This window comes from Streptomyces sp. NPDC058464, assembly GCF_042721035.1.
GTDB lineage: Bacteria > Actinomycetota > Actinomycetes > Streptomycetales > Streptomycetaceae > Streptomyces.
On sequence record NZ_JBHXMA010000016.1, the window covers coordinates 131,933 to 149,905 of the forward strand.

Annotated in this window: 13 protein-coding genes; 5 read left to right on the forward strand and 8 right to left on the reverse strand. The window is 71.9% G+C overall.

The window, feature by feature from the left end; translation table 11 throughout:
- The 5 genes from ACFWPQ_RS22120 to ACFWPQ_RS22140 form a co-directional block, all read right to left on the reverse strand.
- Positions 1–442 (reverse strand): LysR family transcriptional regulator (locus ACFWPQ_RS22120; protein ID WP_384037427.1); only part of this gene is annotated, 442 nt, incomplete at its 3' end.
- Between the two features lie 171 nt (positions 443–613).
- Positions 614–1,186, reverse strand: coding sequence for a pyridoxamine 5'-phosphate oxidase family protein (locus ACFWPQ_RS22125; RefSeq protein WP_384037218.1), 573 nt, complete (start codon positions 1,184–1,186; stop codon positions 614–616).
- An 878-nt stretch (positions 1,187–2,064) separates the two neighbouring features.
- Entirely contained in the window at positions 2,065–3,726 is a 1,662-nt protein-coding gene (locus ACFWPQ_RS22130) for a PASTA domain-containing protein (protein ID WP_384037220.1), read from the reverse strand.
- 259 nt (positions 3,727–3,985) lie between these two features.
- Complete coding sequence (locus ACFWPQ_RS22135) at positions 3,986–4,963, reverse strand: DUF2993 domain-containing protein (RefSeq protein WP_384037223.1); 978 nt, start codon at positions 4,961–4,963, stop codon at positions 3,986–3,988.
- Positions 4,960–5,691, reverse strand: a complete 732-nt coding sequence (locus ACFWPQ_RS22140; protein ID WP_384037226.1) for a TetR/AcrR family transcriptional regulator — start codon at positions 5,689–5,691, stop codon at positions 4,960–4,962. Before ACFWPQ_RS22140 ends, ACFWPQ_RS22135 begins: the two co-directional genes overlap by 4 nt.
- Before the next feature lie 159 nt (positions 5,692–5,850).
- Here ACFWPQ_RS22140 and ACFWPQ_RS22145 point away from each other — a divergent pair, with 159 nt between their 5' ends.
- From ACFWPQ_RS22145 to ACFWPQ_RS22160, 4 genes are all read left to right on the forward strand, one after another.
- Positions 5,851–7,503, forward strand: coding sequence for an MFS transporter (locus tag ACFWPQ_RS22145; RefSeq protein WP_384037229.1), 1,653 nt, complete (start codon positions 5,851–5,853; stop codon positions 7,501–7,503).
- A gap of 434 nt (positions 7,504–7,937) precedes the next feature.
- On the forward strand, positions 7,938–9,599 hold the full coding sequence (locus ACFWPQ_RS22150; protein WP_384037232.1) for a bifunctional 3-(3-hydroxy-phenyl)propionate/3-hydroxycinnamic acid hydroxylase: 1,662 nt from the start codon (positions 7,938–7,940) through the stop codon (positions 9,597–9,599).
- Between the two features lie 38 nt (positions 9,600–9,637).
- Positions 9,638–10,474, forward strand: coding sequence for an alpha/beta fold hydrolase (locus ACFWPQ_RS22155; RefSeq protein WP_384037430.1), 837 nt, complete (start codon positions 9,638–9,640; stop codon positions 10,472–10,474).
- Positions 10,471–11,526: a VOC family protein gene (locus ACFWPQ_RS22160; protein ID WP_384037235.1), complete on the forward strand. Its 1,056-nt coding sequence runs from the start codon at positions 10,471–10,473 to the stop codon at positions 11,524–11,526. The genes ACFWPQ_RS22155 and ACFWPQ_RS22160 overlap by 4 nt, the downstream gene beginning before the upstream one ends.
- 27 nt (positions 11,527–11,553) lie before the next feature.
- Here the strand turns inward: ACFWPQ_RS22160 and ACFWPQ_RS22165 are convergent, their stop codons facing one another.
- The 3 genes from ACFWPQ_RS22165 to ACFWPQ_RS22175 form a co-directional block, all read right to left on the reverse strand.
- Positions 11,554–13,467 carry a PASTA domain-containing protein gene (locus tag ACFWPQ_RS22165; protein WP_384037433.1) on the reverse strand — a complete coding sequence of 638 codons (1,914 nt, stop codon included), beginning with the start codon at positions 13,465–13,467 and terminating at the stop codon, positions 11,554–11,556.
- Positions 13,468–13,806: 339 nt separating this feature from the next.
- Positions 13,807–15,399, reverse strand: a complete 1,593-nt coding sequence (locus ACFWPQ_RS22170) for an IclR family transcriptional regulator C-terminal domain-containing protein (RefSeq protein WP_384037238.1) — start codon at positions 15,397–15,399, stop codon at positions 13,807–13,809.
- Between the two features lie 146 nt (positions 15,400–15,545).
- Positions 15,546–16,973, reverse strand: a complete 1,428-nt coding sequence (locus tag ACFWPQ_RS22175; RefSeq protein WP_384037241.1) for a M6 family metalloprotease domain-containing protein — start codon at positions 16,971–16,973, stop codon at positions 15,546–15,548.
- 280 nt (positions 16,974–17,253) lie between these two features.
- Between ACFWPQ_RS22175 and ACFWPQ_RS22180 the strand changes: the two genes are divergently transcribed.
- Positions 17,254–17,904, forward strand: coding sequence for a TetR/AcrR family transcriptional regulator (locus ACFWPQ_RS22180; protein WP_384037243.1), 651 nt, complete (start codon positions 17,254–17,256; stop codon positions 17,902–17,904).
- Positions 17,905–17,973: the final 69 nt, after the last annotated feature.

Here is a 17,973-nt window from a genome sequence, read left to right on the forward strand (position 1 = left end):
TGGGGGGGGGGCCCGCGGGGGGGGCGGGCCTCTTCCCTGGTGGGGGGGGGGGGGGGGGGGGGGGGGGGGGGGGGGGGGGGGGGGGGGGGGGGGCCCCCCCGCCCCCCCCCACCACCCCGAGTCCGTAGTCGGAGGCGATCACGGTGAAACGGCGATGGGACTGTTCCGGGTTGAAGTCGGTATGCGCCTTGAACAGCAGTTCCGCGGATTCGAGGGCTCCCGAGACAAGGGGAAGCAGTTTGGCGGCGAGTGGGGTCAGTTCGAACTGGTTACCCCTGCGGACGAGTAGATCGTCACCGAAGTGTTTGCGCAGCCGGGCGAGAGAGGCGGACAGGGTCGGCTGGGTCAGGTTCAGTCGCTCCGCCGCTCGCGTCACGTTCGCTTCGCGCAGCAATGCGTCGAGCGCCGTCATGAGATTCAGGTCCAGGTTTGCCAGGCTCATGTTCTGATTCTTGGCATCGGCGGCAGGCTTGGCCAGCCGCCGGAAATTGCGTGCTGACGAGGATCGTGCAGCTCAGCGATCCGCGCGGGTCGTATTCGGCTCCCGATCGGAGTGCAGCACCCGTGGCCGGAGCTGTACGGTTCCGGCCACCGGTACGAGCTGCCCGTGGAGTCAGCCGGTGGCGGTGGCGGGATACGGCGTCAACGCCGCGACGCCGTGGCCGTCAGGAGTGAAGGCGACGAGGGTGCGCCAGCCGTTGTGCACACGGTTGTCGCTCCACAGGGCCTCGCGGGGGTCGATACGGAAGAAGGCGTTGCGTCTCTCGATGCCCGCGTTCCGGAACATGCTGAAGATCCTTTCATCGGCGAGCCAGTGAAACTGTTCCCGGCTGAGAGCGATCGCGTGTTCGACCTCGTCCGTATCGGTGACGGCGGTGGCCACTCCGGTCACCTGCACCACGCGCTGATTCGCCAGCGCCTCCAGTCCGCCTTCGGGAATGTGATCGACCGTGTAACCGACTCGCGGATTTCGCTGAACCGCGAAATAGGTCCGCGTATATGTGAACACATGCATATAGAGCGTGAGTCCGTCCGCGGCGAAATGCATCGTCGGGGCCGCAGGGAAGCCGTCCGGGGAGATGACTGCCAGAGAGCCGGTTTCCCGCGCCTTGAGGAGTTCAGAAATGGCGGCCCCCACTTCCGCGGCGTCCGGTACGACAGTGCCCTGTGGGGTGGGTATGATCAACGCTTCTCCTTGCGAGTCCCGTTTTTTCACCGCCCCGGGGAGGAACCCGCCGGGATGGTCCCGTGCAGAAGGAGTCCCTGCTCCCGGTGGTGCCGGCCTTCTGCCTGTGGGGCTGCGACTTGGTCGGCTCGCGTCGCGGCCGTTCTCCTCCGGACGATTCACGAAGACGTCCGATACGGATGTCGGGTGCCGAAGGATTGGCTGTGGGCCTGCAGGCTGTCCTGGACTGCCGGCCCACGGCGGCACTGCTCTGAAAGTCTCACCCCCGTACACCGTGCCCGACAAATTGAGCCGATCGATACCCGGAATTGACGGCGTCTATCGGAATGGGGAGTGGGTGGTTACTGCTCGATTCCGCTTGCGATGGATATGGCTGCTGGTAGCCGAGGCGAGTAAGCGGTGGTCCACCGCTTTGCGGCTGCCAGGAAGCGGCCGAGTTTCTGGTGGAGCGGTGTCGGATGGTGGACCTGAGCTGGGACGGCCGACTACGTTCCGACAGCCACCCGCTGCGCGCTGTCTGACCCTTCGTCGCCTTCGTGGGCCTTGCGGGTAATTCCGGAGCCGCAGGTCGGGGGCTTGGCTCAGTCGGGCCGGGGAACGCTCCTCTTTCGTTCTGGGAACGGGCAGCGTGTCTTCGCAGTCAACGACCACCCTCACCGGCGGTCCCACCCTTGCGTCAACGGGGGTGACTGCTCACCCAGAGTATTCGCCCACGCTCCACGCAAACCCCGCCTTCGACGCCTAGCGGATCAGCGTATGGCGGTGGGCTGAGGTGGGGACCTCGCTGGGCCGTGGTTGTGGTTGTGAGGGCTTGCTTGCGGCCGAGGTGGGGCCTGTGCGTCCGTGCCGGTGGCGGCGGGGTGGAGCTGTCGGGAGGGTCACGGGAGCAGGAACGTGGGGGGCGGTGGCAGGGCGGGGGTGCTGTTCGGGGTGGTTGTGCGGTGTCGTGGGGCGGCGAGCTGTACGTCGATGGGTGAGTCTGGCGCGGCTGTCCCGCCTGCCGCGATGCTCTGGGCGACGACGGAACCCGCTGGGGAAGTGCTGGTGACCTTCGTCGTGCTGCCCAGTTTCAGGTTGTTCTCGGTCAGGAGCTTTCTGGCCTCGCTCAGTGTTCGGCCCCTGAGGTCCGGGACCGTGACACGCTCGGGGGCCTTCGCCACCGTGAGCGTGATCTCCGTAGACCTGGCCGCCTGTTGGCCGGCCTGCGGGTTCTGGTCCAGGACGGTTCCGGGAGTCCGTGACGAGGTGATGCGGCGGGTGCGTACTTCGAAGCCCTTGGCCTCCAGGATCCGGGACGCGTCGGCCTGGTCCTTGCCCGTGACGTCCGGTACCTCGGTCTTCGGTGCGCCGGTGGAGACGACGACCGTGATGGGTCGGCCCCTCGCGAGTTGTCCGCCCGTCGGGGTCTGGTGGCAGACGAGGCCTTCGGTCTGGTCGGCGCAGGGCTCCTGCTCGTCCACGGTGAGGGTCAGGCCGACTGCGCCGGCCTCCCGGCGGGCGGTTTCGACGGTCTGGCCGACCAGGTTCGGGACGTCTGGCCTGGTCGCTCCGGTCGCTCCGGTCGCTCTGGCCGTCCCGTGGCTGAAGGCGAACCATCCGAGGGTCGCTGCCGTGACGGTGATCGCGAGGGCGGCGGCTATGACCAGGACTTTGGGCAGTCGGGCTCCATCTCCGCCTTCAGTCACGTCTTCGCCCCGGACTCCGTCTTCCCCTCGGCGGTGCGTGGGCAGCGGGTGGGGGATGGTCGGTGCCGTGCGGAGGCCGAGGCAGGTCTCGACGTCGGCGAGCATGTCCTCGGCCGACTGGTGTCGTCGGCCGGGGTCCTTCTCCAGGGCGCGGAGGACCAGGGCGTCCAGTCGTGGGTCGATGGAAGGGTTGTGCAGGCTCGGGGGCTGTGGAGCGTCCTGGATGTGCTGGCAGATCACGCCTATCGGCGTCTCGTCGTCGAACGGCGGTCGGTGCGTGAGGAGTTCGTACAGCAGGCAGCCGACGGAGTAGAGGTCGGAGCGGTCGTCGGCCTCCCGTCCCAGGGCCTGTTCCGGTGACAGGTAGCGGGCCGTGCCGGTCACCACGGAGGTCTGTGTCAGGCGGACGTCCGCCACGCTGCGGGCGATGCCGAAGTCCATGACCTTGATCCGGCCGGTGCCGGTCAGCATCACGTTGGCCGGCTTGATGTCCCGGTGCACGATGCCGTGGCGGTGCGAGTGTGCGAGGGCCTTGAGGATGTCGGCCGTGAACTCCAGCGCCCTGCCTGGTGCCAGGAACGGCTCCGAGTCCAGTACCTCGCGCAGGGTCGCCCCGTCGACGTACTCCATCACCAGGTACGGACGGTCGGTGTCGTCGCCGGTGTCGTACACCGCGACGATGGCCGGGTGGTTCAGCGACGCCGTGGACCGGGCCTCGCGGTGGAACCTCGCCTGGAGGAGCGGGTCCTGGGCGAGCTCCGCCCGCAGGGTCTTCACGGCGACTGGGCGGTCCAGCCGGGTGTCGTGGGCGAGGTGCACCTCCGCCATGCCGCCGCGGCCCAGCAGCCGCCGCAACGCGTAACGATCGGTCGCACCGGCGGAATCGTCGGATGCCCCGTTATCGGTTTCGGTGGGCCGCAGGAGTGCGGCGGGGGAGGAGAAGAGGGTCGGAAGGTCGTCTGGTCCGCAGTGGTTCACGGTGTTTCTCCGCGGGGTCGGAGGGCCGGTCCGGTCCGGGCCGTATCGGAGCGGAGGGATGGGGTGGGTACGTTCGTCCGCCGTCCGCTTGCGTAGGTCCCCCTCCAGGAAATAGTTGCACGTTAGTGGGTAATAATCATCCCGTGCGGGCCATGTGTGAGTGAGACGCTTCTCGCGGTGCCGCTCGGGGTGTCGTGAACCTCTCCGCCGCGGCCGGGGCCGTCAGGTACGACGAACTGTCCTGCGCTGTCGAGCCCTGGGTGGCGCCGTCGGCGTGGAACGTGACCGACGTGCCCGAGAAGCGGGCGGCGAGGCCGCTCTCCGTGGCGGTGACCGAGCGCAGGTGCAGGCCGTCGGGGATGTTCCGGAGCTGGATGGGCTGCTCGAAGGCCTTGTCCAGGACGGATTCCGCCGGCCCGGACGGCAGGCCGCCCGTGACCTTGAAGTCCTTGAACGCGATGCGGTTGCCGGCGACTGCCGAGACGGTGGTCGTCGCGGTCACGCTGTTGCCGAGGGGGAGGGCGACGGTCGCCCTGAGCTGGTCGGGGCGGCTGCCCCGGGAGACCTCCAGGCCGAGGGTGTCGGACACGTCCGCGTAGGTGAGGAGGGCGGTCGCCTCGGCCGATCGGGCCCGCGCCTCCGCGTCGTCGTCCGACTTCGTCAACCCCGCCAGGTGCAGGGAGAGTTCGCTCACCGGCAGGGGGCCGGTCGAGTCGGCGGCGGGTATGTCGTGGGCGGTGATGTCCACGTCCCGCAGGCTGCCGGCGACGATCTGGGTCAGGACCGGGAAACCGTGCACCTGGACCTTGGGTGGCAGCGGGGTGTCCATCCCCTGCTGGAACGCCTTCGCCGTGCGCGCCTCCACCTGCACGGCCGTGAACCGGTCGACCGCCACCGGGACGAGGGCCATCAGGAGCAGGACGGAGACGGCGGCGACGGCCGGCCTTCGGCTCCTCCGCGGCGCGGGCGGCGCTGGCGGCGCTGGCGGCTCGTAGGCGCCGTAGGGGCCGTGCGTGTCGTACGGGTCGTACGGGTCGTGCGTGTCATGCGGGTCGTAGGGGTCGTACTGGTTGTACGGGGGCTGCGGCTGGGGCTGGGGCTGGGGCTGGTTCACGGGGCTCCTTCAGTGGGGGAGTGGGTCGGTCCGAGGTCGTCGTGCAGGCGGCGGACCGTGGTCGTGGCGAGGTTCCTGTCGACGCCGGCGACGATCAGGGCGGCGGTGGCGGCGGTGGCGGCGGCCGTGTCGTCGTCGGTCCAGGCGCCCGCGTTGGCGGTGTCCAGGAGGGACAGCAGGTAGGCCTCCAGGGCTCTGTTGAGCGGGCCGGGCGGGAGGGTGGTGTGGAAGAGGCCCTGCCGCTGGCCCTGGGTGAGGATCCCGGCGACCGCGGTGCGGGCCGGTGCGAGCACCTCGTCCACGCGGTGGGCGTCCAGGTCCTGGTGGGCGAGGTTCACGAGCACGCGGTAACGGTCGGCCGCCGGCCACAGCGTGAGGACGAAACGGGCCAGGGCGGTCGCCGCGTCCGGGGCCGTGACGTGGGCGACCTCGCTCGCGAGCCGGACCGCCTCGGCGGCCTCCGCGGCGAGCCCCTCGACGAGTGCCGCCCGGCCGGCGAAGTGGACGTAGACGGTCCGCCGTGCCACCCCGGCGGCCTCGGCGATGTCGGCGAGGGCGCAGTCGGGGTTGCGGCCGAGTTCGCGCCGGGCCGCTTCCAGGATGCGGGCGCGGGTGTCGGCGGCGCCGGTGCGGTCACGGGTGTGGGCGTGCGTGCGGGTGCGGGTGCGGGCGCCGGTGGGGTGCGGATCCTGGCCGCGGGGCGGGAGTCGGGCGGGTCGGCTGGTCACGTCGGTACCTCGGGGCGGGGGCGGGGGCGGGGGCCGGGGCTGGGGGGGCGGGCACCCGATAGTTGCACACCGGTGAGTAATAAACTAGTGTGCACATCGATGGGCAATTAAGAGGTCCCTCGTGCCACCCGTACCCCCCGCGTCCCCTGGGAGACTCCCGTGCCGTTTCTTGCCAACACCCCCGTCGAGAAGATGAGCGAGCCGTACCCGCGGCGCTGGTGGGCCCTGATCGTGCTGTGCCTGAGCCTGCTGATCGTCGTCATGGCGAACACGTCGCTGATCGTGGCGGCGCCGGACATGACCACGGATCTGGGACTGAGCAGCAGTGATCTGCAGTGGGTGATCGACGGCTACACCGTCCCCTACGCCGCGCTGATGCTCGTGCTCGGCTCGATCGGCGACAAGTACAGCCGCCGCGGCGCCCTCGTCCTGGGCCTGCTGATCTTCGCCGGCGGCTCGGTCATGGGCAGCCAGGTCCACCACACCGACCTGGTGATCACCGCCCGCGCGATCATGGGCGTCGGTGCGGCCGTGGTGATGCCGGCGACGCTGTCACTGCTCGTCGCGATCTTCCCGAGGAACGAGCGCGCCCGGGCCATCACCGCCTGGACCGCCACGTCCGGCCTGGCCATCGCGGTCGGCCCGCTGGTCGCCGGCTGGCTGCTGGAGGACCACGCCTGGGGCTCCACCTTCCTCATCAACGTCCCGATCGCCGTCGTCGCCGTCTTCGGCGCCCTCGCGCTCGTACCGCCGTCCAAGGCGGAGAAGCCCGGCCGGATCGACTACGTCGGCGGACTGCTGTCGATCGTCTCCGTGGGCAGCCTGGTCTACGCGACCATCGAGGGCCCGCACTTCGGCTGGGGCCGGGGCCCGGTCGCCGCGGCCGTCGTCGCCGGCGTGGGCCTGGTGGCGTTCGTGGTCTGGGAGCTGCGGCACCCGCACCCCATGCTGAACGTCCGCAAGTTCGCCCACCGCCCGTTCTCCGGGTCGATGCTCGCGGTGCTGTTCTTCTTCTTCGGCACGTTCGGCGCGATCTACTACGCCACCCAGTTCCTGCAGTTCGTCCTCGGCTACAGCGCGCTGGAGACCGGCGTACGGCTGCTGCCGCTGGCCGGGGCCGTCTTCGTGGGCGCCGCGATCACCGGGCGGCTGACCCCGAAGCTGGGCATGAAGCCGATGGTGGTGACCGGCATGGCGATCGGTACCGCGGCCGTCTTCCTGCTCACCCGGATCGACAAGGGCTCGGCCTACACCGACTTCCTGCCGACGATGATGATGCTCGGCTTCGCGATCGGCCTCAGCGTCTCCCCGGCGACCGACACGATCATGGGCTCCTTCCCCGAGTCGGAACTGGGCGTCGGCGGCGGCGCCAACGACACCGCCCTGGAACTCGGCGGCTCCCTGGGCATCGCGATCCTCGGCTCGCTGCTCGGCACCGCCTACCGCGACAAGCTGACCGACCTGGTGGGCAGCCACCTTCCGGCCGCCGCACTGGACACCGCCAAGGACTCGGTGGGCGGCGGGATCGCCGTCGCTGAACAGGTCGCGAAGAACCCGACCGCCGGAGGGCCGCAGCAGGCCCAGGCGCTGCTCGACGCCGTGCACGAGTCCTTCGCCCACGGAGTCGCCCAGACCAGCCTGGTCGGCGGGATCATCATGGCCGCCGGGACGATGATCGTCCTCGCGGTGCTGCCCGGACTCCGCGGCGAGAGCCGCTCGGAGGAGGCGGCCGAGGAGGCGGCCGAGGAGTCGCGGAAGGAGGAGTCGCGGAAGGAAGAGGAGGAGAAGGGCGAGCGGGCGAGCATCGCCTGAGCGGCGGCGGCACTCGCGACTGCGAGCACAACCGCGACCGCGACCGCGACAACAACCACAGCCACATCCACGGCTACAGCCAGAGACGCAACCACAGCCAGAGACGCAACCACAACTGACCTACAGGAAGCCGGGCTTGGCCCCAGCGCCGCGCCCGGCTTCCCATGCCCCAAGACGGACCGTGCCTGAGCGGCGCACGGTCCGGGACGGTGCCGGGAGGGACGCCCGGCGCCGTCCCTTTTTCGTTTCCCGTCCTCGGACGGACCCCCTGCTTTCCGCCCCGAGTGCTTGACCCCCTTTGACGTCCGTCTTACCGTAGCGTCTGCTCCAATTGGAGTAAGCGCTACAGCAAGAGCTGTGAGCGCAGCAAGAGCCGCAGAGCCGCAAGAGCCGCAAGAGCCGCAGGCAAACGAGGACGACAGTGAGGTGGCCTGGTGAGCGAAGTCAGTGCCAGGGGTGGAGTCGGTGGAATCGACGACGGCGCGTACGACGTGGCGGTGATCGGCTACGGGCCCACGGGGGTGACCGCGGCGAACCTGCTCGGCGGCATGGGCCTCAGGGTCGTCGTGGTGGAGCGGGACGCGGAGATCTACTCCCGTGCGCGGGCGATCTCCACGGACGAGGAGGTCATCCGGATCTGGCAGCGGATCGGCCTGGCCGAGCGGCTGAAGCTGGACATGCTCGCCGAGCGGCCGCTCGACTTCGTCGACGCACAGGGCCGTACCTTTCTCAGCGCCTCCCCCGCCCCGCGCGGCCACGGCCATCCGCCCCAGATGTTCCTCTACCAGCCGGCGCTGGAGCAGGTCCTGCGCGACGGCGTCGGCCGCTACCCGAACGTGGAGGTGCTGCTGCGCCACGAGTGCCTGCGGCTGCGCCAGGACGCGGAGGGCGTGGAGCTGACGGTCGTGGGCGTCGGCGGGCCGACCGACGACTCGGCCGGCGGGTCGGGCGACGGCTCGGGCGGCGACTCCGTACGACGGCTGCGCGCGCGGTACGTGATCGCGGCCGACGGCGGGTCCAGTCTCACCCGTGCCCAGCTCAACGTGGGGTACGAGGGGCGGACGTACGAGGACCGCTGGGTCGTCGTCGACACCGAGATGCTGAAGCCCTGGCCGGACCACGACCGGCTGCGGTTCCGCTGCGACCCGGCCCGCCCGGCCGTGGACTGCCCGACGCCGCTGGGGCATCACCGCTGGGAGTTCCCGATCCTGCCCGGCGACGACGAGAAGCAGCTGACCACCGACGACGCGATCCACGCGATGGTGTCCCGGTACGGCATCGGCCGGGACCGGATCAGGATCCTGCGGGCGACCGTGTACAGCCACCATGTGCGGTTCGCCGACCGGTTCCGGGTCGGCAGGGTCTTCCTCGCCGGGGACGCGGCGCACGCGATGCCGCCGTGGATCGGGCAGGGGATGGCGGCGGGGGTGCGCGACGCGGCCAACCTGTGCTGGAAGCTCGCCGCCGTGCTGCGCGGCGAACTGCCCGAGACACTTCTCGACTCCTACGAGGCCGAACGCAAACCGCACGTCAAGGAGGTGACCCGGCGGGCGGTGCTCGTCGGCCGGATCATCACCGAACGCAGACACCCCGTGGCCCGGGTCCGGAACACCGCGCTGCGCGCGATCCGCCCGGTGTCGGGCCTCACCTCCCGGCTGGTCGACGCCAACTGGATACCGGTCGCCTCCTACGCCGGCGGCTTCCAGGCCCGGCCGCGCACCAAGGCCTCCGGGCGCCAGATCCCGCAGCCCTGGGTCACCGGCCCCGACGGGGAGCGGGTCCGGCTGGACGACGTGCTCGCCGGCCGCTGGCTGCTGCTCCACCTCGGCCTCCCCCGACCGCAGCAGGCCCAGGCCTGGGAGCGGGCCGGTGTGCCCTCGCTGGCCGTGCTGCCGGCGGGTTCGCGTCCGGCCGCGAACGCGGTCGTGGACAGCGACGGCGTGCTGCTGCCCTGGCTCGCCGAGCGCGCCGTGACCACGCTCGCCCTGCGCCCCGACGCCTACGTCTACGCCGCCGCCCGTGCCGGCGCCCAACTCCCCCCGCCGCCTGCCGGGTTCGCGCCCACATCGCGACCGGCCCCCGTCTCCGCCCAGTGAGGACCACTCCCGTGACCACGTACATTCAGCCGCCGTCGATGCACGAGTCCCTCGTCGATGTCGCGGGCAAGAAGATCTTCGTCGCCGAGACGGGTGACGGCCCGGCCGTCCTGCTCCTGCACGGCGGCGGCCCCGGCGCCTCCGGCGTCTCCAACTACAGCCGCAACATCGCCGAACTGGCCAAGGAGTACCGGGTCATCGTGCCCGACCTGCCCGGCTACGGCCGCAGCACCAAGGGCGTCGACAGGAGCGACCCGTTCGGCTACCTCGCCGACCACATCCGCGGCCTGCTGGACCGGCTCGGCCTGGACAGGGCCCACCTGGTCGGCAACTCCTACGGCGGCGCCTGCGCGCTGCGGCTCGCCCTCGACACCCCCGACCGGGTCGACCGCATGGTCCTGATGGGCCCCGGCGGCATCGGCACCACCCGCGCCCTGCCCACCCCCGGCCTCAACAGCCTTCTCGACTACTACACGGGGGACGGCCCTTCGCGGCCGAAGCTGGAGAGGTTCATCCGCACCTACCTCGTCTTCAACGCGGCGGAGGTGCCCGCGTCGGTCATCGACTCCCGCTACCAGGACAGCATCGACCCCGAGGTCGTCGCGAACCCGCCGCTGACCCGCCCGACATCCGTACGCACCGTGTGGAGGACGGACTTCACCCGCGACCGGCGCCTGGCACGGCTGCCGGTGCCGACCCTGGTGCTGTGGGGCGCCGCCGACAAGGTCAACCGGCCCTCCGGCGGCCGGCTGCTGGCCGACCGGATGCCCAACTGCGACCTGTACCTGGCCGCCAACACCGGGCACTGGGTGCAGTGGGAGCGTGCCGGACTCTTCAACAGCCTGTGCGCGGACTTCCTGGCGGGCCGGCGATGAACGCACATCCCGACACGCATCCTGACGCGCATCCAGACGCGCATCCCAAGGCTCATCCCGACGTCTTCGGTTCCGTCCACCTCGGTTACATCGTCATCGAGACGAACCGGTTCGCCGACTGGCGCCGCTTCGGCACCGACGCCATCGGCATGCACCACGACGAGCTCTCCCACGATCTGATGCGGTTCCGGCTCGACGACCACGAGTGCCGCTTCCTGCTGCGCCGCGGCCCCGCTGAGGACGTCGTCGCCCTCGGCTGGCACCTCGACGACCACACCACCTTCGAGCACATCGAAGCCCGGGTCCGCACCCACGGCGTCCCCGCCGTCCCGGGCAGCGCCGAGGAGGCGAGGCTGCGCGGGGTCGAACGCCTGCTCCGCTTCCCCGGACCCAAGGGCATCACCCAGGAGATCTACACCACCCCCGTCCTCGCCACGGACCCCCTCACGATGCTCGCGTCCGGGTGGGTCACCGGCGACTCCGGGATGGGCCATGTCGCCCTCACCTCGGCCAGACCCGCCCTGATGCGCGGCTACTTCAGCACCGTCTTCGACGCCCGCCTCACCGACTTCATCGACGAGACGATCAGCGGCGTCAAGCTGAAGATCCGCTTCCTGCGGGTCAACGAACGACACCACTCCATCGCGGTCGCCGCCCTCCGCGGGCTGCCCGTCGACCCGGTCCGCACCCGCGTCCAGCACCTCAACATCCAGGCGGCCTCCCTGGACGACCTGGCCCGCAGCTACGCACGCGTCCACGAACTCGGCTTCGACATGGCCCTGTCCGTCGGGCAGCACACCAACGACAGGGAACTCTCCTACTACGCCCGCACCCCCTCGGGCTTCGAGTGGGAGGTCGGCTGGAACCCCCTCGTCGTCGACGAGACGACCTGGGAACCCAGCACCCACCAGGGCATCAGCGTCTGGGGCCACACCCCGGTCGGCCAGACCATCGTCGACAGGCTCGGCCAGTTCCGGCACGGCACCCGCTCCCTGCTTCACCCGGAGCAGACCGTCCCCGCGCTGAGCGGAGGCGGCATCCCCGACGACTGACCATCAGGCCCTCTGGGCCCACTCGCTTCAGGACCCGTCGCCCGCCGTGGGGGACGCGCTCGTCGTCGTGCCGCCCGTCGTGCCGCCCGTCGTACCGTCCGTCGTGCCGTCGCCCGACGAGTCGTCGGCGGACTCGGTGACCAGGACCACGGTGCTGCCGGTCACCACCTCGCTCCCCGCCTCCGGGGTGCTGGAGGTGACCACGGCGTCGGACGCCTGCGGGTACCCGGAGGCGACGGTGGCCCGGAGGCCGAGGCCGGTCAGTTCGTCGCGGGCCTCGCCGAGGGTCTCGCCGACGATGCCGGCGGGGATCAGGACGGTCTGCTCCGCCTTGGCGAGGCCGACGTCGACGGCGGTGCCGGGCGCGACCTCCGTGCCGCCCCGGACGCTCTGCTCCACGACGGTGCCCGCCTCGGCACTGCTCTCGACCTCGGTGGTGTCGCCCAGCTTCAGGTCCTGGGTGGCCAGCAGCTTCCGGGCCTGTGCGAGCGTGCTCCCGGTGAGGTCCGGGACCTGCGACTGCTCCGCCGCCTTGGCCACCGTGAGGGTGATCTCGGTGCCCTTCTCCGCCCTGCCGCCGCCCTCCGGGTCCTGCCTGAGCACGGTCCCGGGGTCCTCCGAGGACTCGACGTGCGTGGTCTTCACCTTGAAGCCCTTGTCCGTCAGGATCCGGGACGCGTCGTCCTCGTCCTTGTCGGTGACGTCCGGCACCTCGACCTTCGGCGCCCCGGTGGAGACGGTGACCGACACGGCCTCGCCCTTGTCGATCCTGCCGTCCGCCGGACTCTGGGTGCAGACGCGGCCCTTCGGCTGGTCGGCGCAGGGTTCGCGGGCCGTGACGGTGAGCGTGAGGCCGACGTTGTCCGCGCTGCCGCGCGCGTCGGCGAGGGTCTTGCCGACCAGGTCCGGCACGTCGGACTTCCCGTCGTCGGCAGGGCCGCGGCCGAAGAGCAGCCAGCCGCAGACCACCGCGGCGACGGCCACGGCGACCCCGGCCGCGATCAGGGCGGTCGTGCTCCTGCGTCCGCCGCTGCCGCCGTCGCGCTCCTCCTCGTCGGTAGGCGGCTCGGCCCCCGCCGGTGCTCCCGTGCCGAGGCATGCCTCGACGTCGGCGAGCATCTCCGTGGCGGACTGGTAGCGGCGGGCGCGGTCCTTCTCCAGCGCGCGCAGGACGACCGCGTCCACCCGGGCGTCCACCTCGGGGTTGTACAGGCTCGCCGGCTGCGGCGGCTCCTGCAGGTGCCGGTACATCACCGCCATCGGGGAGTCGCCGTGGAACGGCGGCCGGCGGGTGAGCAGTTCGTACAGCAGGCACCCCACCGAGTACAGGTCGGAGCGGGCGTCGATCTCCTCGCCCAGCGCCTGCTCCGGCGAGAGGTACTGCGCGGTGCCGAGCACGGCGTCCGTCCGGGTCAGGCCGACGTCGTCGGTGTCGCGCGCGATCCCGAAGTCCATGACCTTGACCTGGCCGGAGGAGGTCGTCATGACGTTCGCCGGCTTGATGTCGCGGTGGACGATGCCGTGCTGGTGGGAGTGGGCGAGGGCGCGCAGCACACCGGCGGTCGCCTGCAGGGCGTGTGCGACGGTCAGGTGCGTCCCGGCGGAGTACAGGGCGTCGCGCAGGGTCATCCCGTCGACGTACTCCATCACCAGGTAGGGCAGCGCGAGACCGGTGCCGTACGGGAGGTACCGGTCCTCGCCCGTGTCGTACACCGCCACGATGGCCGGGTGGTTGAGCGACGCCGTCGACTGGGCCTCCTTGCGGAACCGCGCCTGGAAGCCGGGGTCGTGGGCGAGTTCGGCGCGGAGGGTCTTCAGGGCGACGTCGCGGTACAGCCGGAGGTCGTGGGCGAGGTGCACCTCGGCCATGCCGCCGGAACCGAGCAGCAGGCGCAGTTCGTACCGGCCGCCGACCAGGGCCGCGGGACCCGGCTGGGCCACGGGCGCCGGTTCCCAGGCCTGGGCGTGGCCGCCGTGGCCGCCGTGACTGCCGTGGCCGCCGTAGTGGGAGAAGGACGGGTCGTCCGGTCCGCCGAGGTTCACTGTGCTCACTCCACAAACAGTCGGAAGTCGGAGGCGAGGCAACGTGCCACCTCACGGGCCAGGAGCTCCGGGAGGATAATTGCACATCGGCGGGTAAATTTCATGGGGCGCAGGCCGGACCGGCCCGTGAGAGCCCGCTCACGCCTCCGCGCCGAGAAGCCAGCGGTGAGAAGGCGGCGGTGAAGTCCCCGGGCGTGAGGTGCGAGGCGTGAGGTGCGAGGCGTGAGGCGTGAGGCGTCAGGACAGCGGGACGTGGGTGAAGCGGGACGCGATGTGGAGGTCGTCCTGGACCCGGGCCGCCGTGGCGTGCAGGGCGGGCAGCACCTCGCTCACGCATTCCGCCAGGGTGCGGCGGGCCGCGTGGGTGGCCACGTTCAGGGCGGCGACCGGGCGGCCCGCCCGGTCCCGGACCGGTACCGCGATCGAGCGCAGGCCCGACTCCAGCTCCTCGTCCGCCAGGGCGTACCCGCCCGGTTCGGCGAGCCCGAGCAGCGCCCGGCCGAGCGCGGTACGGCTCGCCGGCAGGCGGGTGCCCACCGTGATGTCCACCGTCAGGACCCGGCTCGCGGCCGCCACCGCGACGTACTGGATCTCCGCCGGACCGGTCTCCGGGACGCTCGGCACCAGAACCGCCAGCGCCGTCGGCTCGTCGAGCCGGTCCGCGAGGGCGCGCAGCCGGGGGGCCGCGAGGCGGGCGAGGGTGGTGCGGGACAGCGGGGGGTAGCCCAGGGACAGCACCCGGGGGGTGAGGGTGAACTCGCGGCCGTCCGCGGTCACCAGGCCCAGGTGCTCGTACGTGATCAGGGCCCGCCGGGCCGTCGCCCGGGCCAGGCCCGTCGCCTTCGCCACGTCCGTCAGGGTCAGCGCCGAGCGGCCCTCGCCGAAGGCCGTCAGCACCGTCAGGCCCCGGGCCAGCGACTCCACGAAGTCGCGGCCGAGTTCGTGCTTGGAGGCCGTGGTCCACACGGCGAGGCCGGCGGGGGGCGGCCCCGGCTCCGCGGGCCGGGCCCCGGCCGCGCGCAGCTCCGCCTCCATCGCCGACACCGCCGTACGCAGCCGGGGGAGCAGGGCCGCGCGCAGGTCCGCCGCCGTGTGCCGGCTGGTGTGGCTGACGACGCTCGCCACGCACGCGACCCGTCCGGTGCCCGGGTCGCGCACCGGGACGGACACCGCGACCAGGCCGGGTTCGACCAGCTGGTCGTCCAGGGCCCAGCCGCTGCGCCGGGCCTGCGCGGTCCGCGCCTCGAAGTCGTCGGCGGCGGCCGGACTCCGGGGCGGTACGGCCGGGAAGCCCGCGTCCGTCGGGTCCGCCGCGCGCCTCGCCCGCCAGGCCGCCCACTCCCGCTCCGTCCACTCGGCCGCGAACAGCGGGCCGGGGGCGGTGCGTTCGGCCGGCAGCAGGTCGCCGATGCGGAAGCTGACGGACATCGCGCGGCGCCGGGTCGCCTGGTGGATGAACCGGATGCCGTCCCGGTCGGCGACCGCGAGGGAGACCGACTCGTCCAGTTCGTCGGCGAGGGCGTCGGCGTGCGTGTCGAGGAGGGCGGGCAGGCGGAGCGCGGCCAGGTAGGCGTTGCCCAGCTCCATGACCCCGGGGGTGAGCACCGCGTCCCGGCCGTCCGGGCGGACGTAACCCATGCGGGAGAGCGTCGCGGTGATCCGGTCCACCGTGGAACGCGCGAGGCCGGTACGCCGTTCCAGCGCGCTCGCGCTCAGCGTCCCGCCCGCCTCGGTCAGCGCCTCCAGCACCGCCACGCCCCGGATCAGCGGCGTCACCGCCTCGGCCGGCGGCTGGTGCGCCGCGGGGGAGGAGGACAGGGGGGCGGTCATCGACTCTCCGGCTCGGGTACGACGGTGTGCGCGGTCTCGGCGGTCTCAGCGATCTCGGCGGTCTCAGCGATCTCGGCGGCGCACGCCCTACCGTAAACCGTGGCCCACCTGGCCGGCGCCGGGTCCGGCAGCCCGCCCGGAGCCGCTTACCCCCGCGTCACCCGCACCCGGTAGTTCCCCTCCCCGTCCACCCCCTCCACCAGCACCTCGATCCCGTGCCGGGGATCCTTGAAGCTCTCGCCCGGGCCGAACGGGGCGTCGGAGAGCTCCGCCTGGACGTTGGGGCTGCGGGTGCAGCCGCCGCTGTCGCCGTGGGCGTCGTACACCTTGATCGGTCCGCGGCCGGTGTCGACGTTCGCGTCGACCTTGTAGACGAGGACGCCGGGCCGGCAGATCTCCTCGTCGTTGCCGCCCTTGGCGCGCACCTCCAGGGCGTAGCCGGTGCGGGCGTCGACGGGGACGAAGACGAGCTTGGGCCCGCCGGCCCGGGAGAGCGGGGTCAGTGTGTACGCGGTGCTGCCGCGGCCCGCCGCGCAGCTGACCTGGTCGGGGTCCAGCCAGCCCAGCTTCCACTTGTGCCAGCCGAGGAGGTCGTTGTCGGCGCCCCAGTCCTCGCTCATGATGTCCCAGTGCCCGACCGCGCCCCCGCCCTCCTGGGTGTAGAGGTCGGGCAGGCCGAAGACATGGCCGTTCTCGTGGGGGAGGACGCGGTAGCCGGTGCGGGCGTAGGAGCCGGAGCCGTCGTCCTGGCGGGAGTAGACGAAGGAGGCGTTGGCGACCGGCGTGCCGTCGGCGACCGGGGCGTCCCCGTTGCCGGCGAAGGTCACCGACAGCACGGTGTCCAGGGCGGAGGGACCGGCGTTCGGGGTGACCAGCACGTTCAGGAGGTCGTACGACCGGAAGTCCACGTCCGGGTCGGCGGCGGCCACGATGTCCTGGACCAGCTGCCGGTAGCCGGGGTCGAAGGGCGCGCCGCGCTCTATGCCGTACGCGCTGAACGGCTTCGGCATCCGCAGCCAGTGGTCGATCGGGGCGGCCGGCCGGTAGTCGAGCTTGCCGTAGGAGGCGGCGCGGAACCAGTCCTGGGTCTGCGGGAAGAACTCGTGGTACCGGTCGAGGGCCTTGCCCTGGCCGGGCGCGTCGGGGAAGTCGACCATCAGGGTGAGGGCGTGCACGGTGCCGGTGGAACGGGAGTAGCCGCCGGGGGTGGGGACGCCCTCGGTCATCTGGATGTCGTGGCCGCCGCTGATCATGCAGGGGCCGTAGACGGAGGAGCGGGCCAGCGCGATCGGTCCGGCGCCGGCCGGTGCGGGGGCCGCCGTGAGGTGCCCGGTGCCCGCCGAGGTGCCGACCGCGAGGATCAGCGCGGCCACGGCGGCGAGGCAGACCGCACGGCGGTGGCGTATGCGGCGGCCCGGCCGTATCGCGCGGACCGGCGCCGTCCGGCGAACCGGTGCCGTCCGGCGGGCCGACGGGGTACGGCGGCGCGGTGCGGTACGGCGGCTCCTGAGGCGGGTGAGACGGGTGAGACGGGTGAGGCGCGCGGGTGTGCGGCGGCTGGGCTGCGGCTGCATGCATGGACCTTTCGCTCCACGGCAGCCGCCGGTCTCCGGCTGCACCCTTTCGATCACCCTGTGTCGAGGGGGCGTTGGGCGCGCGCTGGAGGGGCCGATCGTGGGACTCCCCGGTCCGGACGGACACGTTCCGGGGCGCCCGCAGCGGAGTGACTCAGGTCACATGAAATTCGGGGAGGGGGCGGAAATAACCGGGGAGCCCTTCCCCGTTTAGACCTGTGTCCGCGCGAAACGGGGAACGCCTCCCCGGATCGCGGAAACCCAAGACCAGGAGTGCGCCGTGCAGACCGCGACCGCCGTCCCCACCCTGCGCAAGGCACCCCGGCCCCGCGCCGACGCCCTGCGCAACCGGGAGCGGATCGTCACCGCCGCCCGGGAGATGTTCACCGAGTACGGCCCCGACGTGCCGCTCGACGACATCGCCCGCCGGGCCGGCGTCGGCAACGCCACGGTGTACCGCAACTTCCCCGACCGCGACGCGCTCGTCCGTGAGGTCGTCTGCTCCGTGATGGACCGGACGTCGGAGGCGGCCGAGCTGGCGCTCGCGGAGTCCGGGGACGCCTTCGAGGCGCTGGAGCGCTTCGTGCACATCTCCGCCGACGAGCGGGTCAGCGCGCTGTGCCCGATGGTCTCCAGCACCTTCGACCAGAACCACCCCGACCTGGAAGCGGCGCGCGAGCGCATCGAGCAGCTCATCGAGCAGCTCATGGACCGTGCCAAGGCGGCCGGACAGCTCCGTTCGGACGTGGGCGTCGGCGATGTGATGATCGCCGTGGCCCAGCTCAGCAGGCCCCCGTTCGGCACCGACTGCCTGGTCGGCGACCGCTTCGTCCACCGTCATCTGCAGCTGTTCCTGGACGGGCTGCGGGCCCCGGCCCGCTCCGTCCTGCCGGGCACGGCCGTGACCATGGAGGACCTGCGCCAGGCCTGACCCAACTGCCTCAGCCGACCCAGCCGCGACCCAGCCGCGCATCGCCGATCAGTTCGGGACCGTACGCCG

Bases quoted from the DNA above. Each gene is read 5' to 3' on its own strand.
- ACFWPQ_RS22155 (WP_384037430.1), top strand. From the start codon at position 9,638: ATGCACGAGTCCCTCGTCGATGTCGCGGGCAAGAAGATCTTCGTCGCC.
- ACFWPQ_RS22160 (WP_384037235.1), top strand. From the start codon at position 10,471: ATGAACGCACATCCCGACACGCATCCTGACGCGCATCCAGACGCGCAT.
- ACFWPQ_RS22170 (WP_384037238.1), bottom strand. From the start codon at position 15,399: ATGACCGCCCCCCTGTCCTCCTCCCCCGCGGCGCACCAGCCGCCGGCC.
- ACFWPQ_RS22175 (WP_384037241.1), bottom strand. From the start codon at position 16,973: ATGCAGCCGCAGCCCAGCCGCCGCACACCCGCGCGCCTCACCCGTCTC.